Raw genomic sequence first — 7,020 nt, 5'->3', positions numbered from 1 at the left:
GGCTCAAGGCGCGGCTCGCCGAGGCGGAGGCGGCCCTGGAGGCCACCCGCAAAGCGGCCCGGGAGGGGCGCAGTGTCGAGGACATGCGGGTACGGCTGCTGCTCGACACCGTGCTGGAGGCCGCCCAGGGGCTGCGCAGGGAACTGGCGCTGCCGCCCGTCTCCGTGCGGCCCGCCGAGACCGTCGACGCGGTCGAACCGGGACGAATGACCCCGAAGGACATCGCGGCGCGGGCGCTGTCCGAGAACGACCCCGCGATCCTCGACCAGTTGCTCGCGCTGCCGCAGGCCCACCTGGTCGTCGACGGCTACAACGTCACCAAGACCGGCTATCCCCAAATGCCCCTGGAGAAGCAGCGGTTGAGGCTGCTCGGGCAGCTCTCGCAGCTCGCCGCGCAGACCGGCGCCGAGGTCACCTGTGTCTTCGACGGGGCCGAGCTGGCCGCGCCGGTGCTGCTCGCGCCGCCGCGCGGAGTGCGGGTGCTGTTCTCCAAACCGGGCGTCACCGCCGACGAGTTGATCCGCCAGCTGGTGCGCGCCGAGCCGCCGGGGAGGCCGGTCATCGTCGCCTCGACCGACCGCGAGGTGGCCGACGGCATCGCGAAGGCGGGCGCGCGGCCCGTCGCTTCTGCGGTACTCCTCAAGCGACTGTCGTGAAGGTCAACGTACAGGTTTAATGCCGGAATTGACCGAACCGTCACGCAACGTAGTGTCAATCGACCATCACTGCATGTTGGTTATGTGCAAAGAATGCTTGGAGTGACGGCATTTTTTCGTGTGAGGATTTGAACTGATCACAGGAACGTCACTAGGGTCGTGCCTCGAACCTCCGAACGGGTGATCACTCAATAGAAGGAGCTCGACTCCGTGGCGTCCCATCGTCGACCGAAGCAGCCGAGCCGCACGCGTGTCACCGTGCTGACCACCGCAGCCGCTGCCGCCGTTGCCTTCAGCGCTCAGGCCGCCAATGCCGCGCCGAGCGAGAAGCCCAGCAAGGACGAGGTCAAGTCGAAGGTCGACGCCCTCTACGAGCAGGCCGAGCAGGCCACCGAGAAGCTCGACGGGGCCCAGGAGAAGCAGGAGAAGCTCCAGAAGGAGATCTCCACCATCCAGGACAACGTGGCCCGCGGTCAGGAGGAGCTCAACAAGCTCCGGGACGGCCTCGGCACGATGGCCAGCGCCCAGTACCGCACCGGCGGCATCGATCCGTCGATCCAGCTGTTCCTGTCCTCGGACCCGAGCGACTACCTCGACAAGGCGTCCACCATGGACCAGTTGAGCGCTCAGCAGGTCGAGGCGCTCACGAAGATCCAGGGCAAGCAGCGCGAACTCGCCCAGGAGCGCGCGGAGGCGAGCACCAAGCTCAAGGACCTCTCCGCCACCCGCACCGAGCTCAAGAAGAAGAAGGACGAGGTCAAGGCCAAGCTGGCCGCGGCCCAGAAGCTGCTCAACACGCTGACGGCCAAGGAGAAGGCGGCCCTCGACGCGGAGCAGGCGCAGGCCGCCAACCGTTCCAGCTCGCGGGTGAACCTCGGCAACACGGGTTCCGCCTCCGGCCGGGCCGCGTCGGCCTTCGCCGCCGCCCAGTCCGTGATCGGCTCACCGTACGTCTACGGCGCCTCGGGCCCGTCCTCCTTCGACTGCTCCGGCCTGACCTCCTGGGCCTACGCGCAGGCGGGTGTCTCCATACCCCGTACCTCCGAGGCACAGGCGAACGCCGGTACCCGCATCTACAGCGAGAGCGACCTCAAGGTCGGCGACCTGGTCATCTTCTACGGCGACTTCCACCACGTCGGCCTCTACGCGGGCAACGGCCAGGTGCTGCACGCCCCGCACACCGGTGCCGTAGTGCGCTACGAGGCGATCGGCAACATGACGTTCGAGTTCGGCGTCCGGATCTGATCCCGTCCGTATCCGGTCGTTCCGGACCGCCCGAACGGGCGAATTACGACACTCCAGGCTGACCCCGCGCCCCGCCCATGACCTGCGTCATAGGCGGGGCGTCACGTTGTGTGCCCGCGGAGGTCTTTGGCCCGCACCCCTTCACAGAGCTACTGTCTGGCGCGTTTCCCCGCATCGGGGGAGCGGTCCGTGTCCGCCAGCGGAAGGAAGTGCGGCTTCCCGTGGGATCCCGTCGTCGCCTTGCACCGTCCGGGTTCGACCGAGGCGCCAGTGCCGCGGTCTGTGTGATGTCCGCCGCCGCCGCGGCACTCGGCGCCCTTCCGGCCGGCTCCGCCGTGGCCGCGCCGCACGACGACGCCCGGGCCGAGGTGGACCGGCTCTACCAGGAGGCCGAGAAGGCGACCGAGGCCTACGACAAGGCCGACGAACGCGCCGGGCAGCTGCACCGGCAGGTGAGCGACGCCCAGGACCGCATCGCCCGGCAGCAGCAGCGCATCAACACCATGCGGGACGCGCTGGGTTCACTCGCCGGCGCCCAGTACCGCTCCGGCGGCATCGACCCCACGGTCGCGCTGCTGTTCTCCGACGACCCGGCCGACTACCTCGACAAGGCCTCCGTCCTCGACCGCATCACCACCGAGCAGGCCGGTGAGCTCAAGGACCTCCAGGACGCCATGCGCGAACTCGCCCAGGAGCGCAGCGAGGCCAGTGGGCACCTCGCCGAGCTGGAGCGCAGCCGCAAGGCCGTCGCCGGCCACAAGAAGACCGTCGAGGGCAAGCTCGCCAAGGCCCGGCAGATCCTCAACCGGATGCCGCTCGCCGACCGCGCCGCCTTCGACCGGGCCTCCCGCTCCTCCCGCGAGGACATCCCCGACCTCGGCGCCGGCGTCCCGTCCTCGGGCCGCGCCGCAGCCGCCGTGGCCGCCGCCCAGTCCGCACTCGGCAAGCCCTACGTCTGGGGCGCCACCGGCCCCGGCGGCTTCGACTGCTCCGGCCTGATGCAGTGGTCGTACGCCCAGGCGGGCGTCCACCTCCCGCGCACCTCGCAGGAACAGCGCTACGCCGGCCACCAGATCCCGCTCTCCCAGGCCCAGCCCGGCGATCTGGTCGTCTACCGCGCCGACGCCAGCCATGTCGCGATGTACGTGGGCAACGGCCAGGTCATCCACGCTCCCTACCCCGGTGCGCCGGTGCGCTACGACCCGGTCGGCATGATGCCGGTCTCGTCGGTCACGAGGGTCTGAACCGGCGCGAAAGGGTCGTACGATCGGGAAGTGACTGGTCGTAGGCGGGCGTCGCGCTCCGGAGTGCTCGCGCTGTGTCTGCTGTTCGGCTCCCTGGTGGCGTGCGGCGGCCAGCCGGCGCCGGACAGTGCGCGGACGGCGGTGCAGCGCCTGCTGGAAAGACAGTCGGCGGCCGTCCTGCACCACGACGAGACGGCGTACACCCGGACCGGCGCACGCACCGCGTACGAGAACCTGAGCGCCGTACCGCTGGCGTCCTGGTCCTACCGGCTGACCTCGCTGCACCGCACCGGCGCCACCGCGACCGCCGGCGCCGACCTCAGCTACCGCGTCCGGGGCTACGACACCTCCCCCGTCACCGTCGGCCGCACGCTCACGCTCCGCCTCACCGCGGACGGGCAGTGGTACGTCGACTCCGACAAGCCCGCGGAGAAGTCCGGTCAGCAGCTGTGGGACCAGGGGAAGGTGAGCGTCGTCAAGGGCGCGCACAGCCTCGTCATGGGGGTCGGGCAGTCCGCCGCCGGTCTGCGCGACTACCGCTCGCTCGCGGACCACGCCGTACCGGCCGTGTCGGGCGCCTGGGGCACCGACTGGACCCGGCACGTCGTCGTGCTCGTCCCCGACTCCCTGGACGGCATGGCGGGGCTCCTGGGCGCACCGGCCGCGTCCTACCGGGGCATCGCCGCGGTGACGACGGGGGAGGCGGGTGGTTCGGGCGACGCGCCGGCGGACCGGATCATCGTCAATCCGGACGCGTACGCCCTGCTGGGCCCGGTCGGCAAGCAGGTCGTGCTCACCCACGAGACGACCCATGTGGCGACCCGCGCCCACACCACCCCCGCCACCCCGCTCTGGCTCTCCGAGGGCTACGCCGACTGGATCGGCTACCGGGGCACCGGTCGCACCCCGACGCAGGCCGCGCCCGAGCTGTACCGCGCCGTCGAGGACGGCCACCTCCCGGCCGCTCTCCCCACCGACAAGGACTTCGGCTTCAGCAGCGAGGCCACCGGGCTGGCGCAGGCCTATGAGGGCGGCTGGATGGCCTGCCGGATGATCGAGGACCGGTGGGGAGTCGGCCAACTGGGCAAGTTCTACCGGGCCGTCGGCGCGCACAAGAAGCGGGCGGGGGCGGTGGAGGACGCGATGAAGAAGGTTCTCGGGGTGAGCCTGGACGACTTCACGGCGCAGTGGCGGGACTATCTCAGGACTCAACTCGCCTGATCCAGTTGGGCGATGGCCTCCGTGAGCCACTCCCGCTCTGCCGTGCCCGTCGCCCGCGCGACCCGCAACATGCCCTGCCGGAACAGGTCTTGGGTCTCCTCCGCCCGCACCGGCTCGCCGTCCCGGTAGAAGAAACTCGCCGGGGTCTCCAGGAAGTCCAGGCGCCGGCGCAGCACGTCCGCCTGCTCCCGCCGGTCCGGCAGGTGTCGTAGGAAGGCCAGGACCGTGTTGAAGCGGACGTGGTCGGTGATCTCGGTCTGCTTGGGGTGGCGGAGCCGTTCCAGGAGGTCCTCGCGGCCCGCCTCGGTGAGGGACAGGACCCGGCGCGGGGTCGCGCTCGCGCCCTCCTCGGTGCGCTGGTCGAGCTTGCCGGCGGTGGTCAGGCGGGTGATCGCCGGATAGAGCGCGCCGTCGCTCACCGGGCGGACATGGCCGCTGAGGGCCTTGATGCGTTCCTTCAACTCGTAGCCGTGGAGCGGCTGTTCGGCGAGGAAGCCCAGGATCGAGAGCTCCAGCATGTGTCCTCCTTGCGGACGCGTTGTCGTCATGGTACCTCTTATCGAGCTATCTCGAATAGAGGTAGCTCGCATCGAGGGGGTCAGTCTCCGTGAACAGTCACCGCAAGCAGCTCATATCGCTCGCCCACCCCGTCTATCTCTCGCTCCTCGCCTCCGTCGCCGCCGGGATCATCAACACCGTCTGGGTCGCCCGGCTCGGCGGCCCGGCCGTCGCCGCGGTGGCCGTCGCGACCACCACCGAGAACGTGCTGCTGGGCATCGCCCTGGTCTTCGCCTCTGGTACGACCGTGCTGGTCGCCCACGCGAGGGGAGCCCGCGACCCGGCGGCGCTGCGCTCGGCGATCCGCGGCGGCTGGGCCCTGTGCGCGCTGGTCACCCCGCTGGTCGTCGCGGCCGGTTTCCTGTTCCGTGAACCGCTGGCCCGCCTGCTCCTCGGCGGCACCGGCCCCGAACTCCCGCTCACGGTCGCCTACTTCACCATCTCCCTGCCGGGCATCGCCGTCTTCTACGCCCAGCAACTCGTCGACGGCATCCTCAAGGGCGCCGGCGACACCAGAACCCCGATGCGCCTGGCCCTCCTGGCCAACGGCCTGATCCTGGTCTGCGACCCGTTCCTCATCCACCGCTACGGCGTCCGGGGCGCCGCCGCCTCGACCGTGCTGTGCCGGGTGTTCGCGCTGGCGGTGGGGCTGCGCGCGCTGCGCCGCAACGCCCTGCTGCGCACGAAGGCAGGGCCCGCCGGATCCGTCACCGCCGCCCTGCGCCGGACGTTCGCCACCGGCCTGCCCATGTCCGCCGACTTCACCGTGCGGCAGGGCGGCGCGCTGGTGCTGGTCGCGATCGTGGCGCGGCTCGGGGTGTCGGCGGTGGCCGCGTACGCCATCGGCTACAAGGTCCTGTACGTCGCGACGATGGCCTTCTACTCCGTGCGGCAGGCCGCCTCCATCCACACCGCGCACCTGCGGGGGACGGGGAAGGACGCGAGGCGGGAGATCGGACGGCAGGCGATGCTCGTGTCCGGCACGGTAGGCGTGGTGGCGGTCGTCCTGCTCTGCGCCGCCGCCCCCTGGATCATGGCCGCCTTCGGCACCGGGCCCCAAGTCGCCCACGAGGGCGCCCTGTTCCTGCGCTGCGTCGGCCCCTACCTGCTGCTGATGGGCTGCTTCATCGCGCTCGGCGGGGTCTTCGAGGGGAGCGGCGGAGCACCGGCGCTGCTACGGGTCACCGTGCTCGGTACGGCGGTCCAACTCCCGCTGGCGTACGGCCTGTCGGGGCTCGGGCTGCCCGGTGTGTGTCTGGCGATGGCGCTCTCGATGGGCGTGCAGTGCGCGTCCGTGGCAGTGCTCTTCCGGCGGGCGGCCCGGCGTCAGGAGGAGGCCGAGGTCGCCTTCGAGCGCGTGGCCTGACTCGGGAGCGGCGGTACGTCCGCCCAGGTGACCGACGCCCGCCACAGCTCCCGGGCGGCCGTGAGCGCCGCCACGACCAGCAGGCCGTTGCGGACGAGCAGGAGGGCGATACCGAGTCTGTCGCTGGCGACCACGTCGGCGAACCGGACCGGGAACTCCAGGACCGTCACGAAGGCCGCCGCCAGGACCAGACCGACCGGGAGTCTCATGCGGCTGGCCCGGAAGCAGGAGCAGACGGCCGCGAGGCCGATCAGCCAGACGACGTACTGCGGGCTGATGACCCGGCTGGTGACCGTGAACATCAGCACCGCCACGAAGGCCGCGTCCGCGAGGGTGTGCGGGAGGAAGCGGGCCGCCATCAGCCGCCAGAGCACGATCCAGCCGAAGGCGATCGCGGTGAGGCCCAGGGCGGCCGTGCTGACCCAGTTGACGTAGGGGCCGACGAACTCGACCGAGCCGTAGTTGAGGAGCACCTCGCCCCGCCAGCCGAAGTGCCGGGCCACATGGAAGACCAGGGAGCCCAGCGACTCCACCTCCGTGCCCCGCTCGCGCTGGAAGGTCAGGAAGGTGAACGCGCCCGGCATGGACACCGCGAAGAGGGCGGCGACCGCGACCACGGTCACCGCCGCCGCACCCCAGGCCCGGCGCTTGACCGCGCCCAGCAGGAGCAGCGCGGGCCACACCTTCAGCAGGGCGCCGAAACCCACCAGCGCGCCCATCACACGCGGGT

6 protein-coding genes and 1 pseudogene are annotated in these 7,020 nt (G+C 71.0%); 5 read left to right on the top strand and 2 right to left on the bottom strand.

What is annotated here, in order from left to right:
• The 4 genes from R6V09_RS41735 to R6V09_RS41720 all read left to right on the top strand — a co-directional run.
• On the top strand, nt 1-656 hold a 656-nt coding region (locus R6V09_RS41735; RefSeq protein WP_317886707.1), incomplete at its 5' end, for an NYN domain-containing protein.
• A 609-nt stretch (nt 657-1,265) separates the two neighbouring features.
• Nucleotides 1,266-1,901: a C40 family peptidase gene (locus R6V09_RS54770; RefSeq protein WP_442810250.1), complete on the top strand. Its 636-nt coding sequence runs from the start codon at nt 1,266-1,268 to the stop codon at nt 1,899-1,901.
• Between the two features lie 221 nt (nt 1,902-2,122).
• Nucleotides 2,123-3,145, top strand: a complete 1,023-nt coding sequence (locus R6V09_RS41725; RefSeq protein WP_317886705.1) for a C40 family peptidase — start codon at nt 2,123-2,125, stop codon at nt 3,143-3,145.
• A 30-nt stretch (nt 3,146-3,175) separates the two neighbouring features.
• Nucleotides 3,176-4,366 (top strand): hypothetical protein, encoded by a 1,191-nt coding sequence (locus tag R6V09_RS41720; RefSeq protein ID WP_317886704.1) that lies wholly within the window; start codon nt 3,176-3,178, stop codon nt 4,364-4,366.
• On the opposite strand, the gene R6V09_RS41715 is transcribed toward R6V09_RS41720, so the two are convergent.
• Nucleotides 4,354-4,884, bottom strand: coding sequence for a PadR family transcriptional regulator (locus tag R6V09_RS41715; RefSeq protein WP_317886703.1), 531 nt, complete (start codon nt 4,882-4,884; stop codon nt 4,354-4,356). The two genes, R6V09_RS41720 and R6V09_RS41715, sit on opposite strands and share 13 nt — an antisense overlap.
• An 89-nt stretch (nt 4,885-4,973) precedes the next feature.
• On the opposite strand from R6V09_RS41715, the gene R6V09_RS41710 reads away from it, so the two are divergent.
• The gene (locus R6V09_RS41710; RefSeq protein WP_317886702.1) at nt 4,974-6,290 is read left to right on the top strand and encodes an MATE family efflux transporter; all 1,317 of its coding nucleotides are present in this window, start codon (nt 4,974-4,976) and stop codon (nt 6,288-6,290) included.
• Here R6V09_RS41710 and R6V09_RS41705 read toward each other — a convergent pair.
• A pseudogene (locus R6V09_RS41705) lies at nt 6,251-7,020 on the bottom strand (glycosyltransferase 87 family protein); the annotation flags it as partial. The gene R6V09_RS41710 and the pseudogene R6V09_RS41705 overlap by 40 nt on opposite strands.

Source organism: Streptomyces sp. W16 (assembly GCF_033194735.1).
Taxonomy (GTDB): domain Bacteria; phylum Actinomycetota; class Actinomycetes; order Streptomycetales; family Streptomycetaceae; genus Streptomyces.
This window is presented reverse-complemented; position numbering and strand designations above follow the sequence as displayed.

Bases quoted from the DNA above. Each gene is read 5' to 3' on its own strand.
- R6V09_RS54770 (WP_442810250.1), top strand. From the start codon at position 1,266: ATGGACCAGTTGAGCGCTCAGCAGGTCGAGGCGCTCACGAAGATCCAG.
- R6V09_RS41715 (WP_317886703.1), bottom strand. From the start codon at position 4,884: ATGCTGGAGCTCTCGATCCTGGGCTTCCTCGCCGAACAGCCGCTCCAC.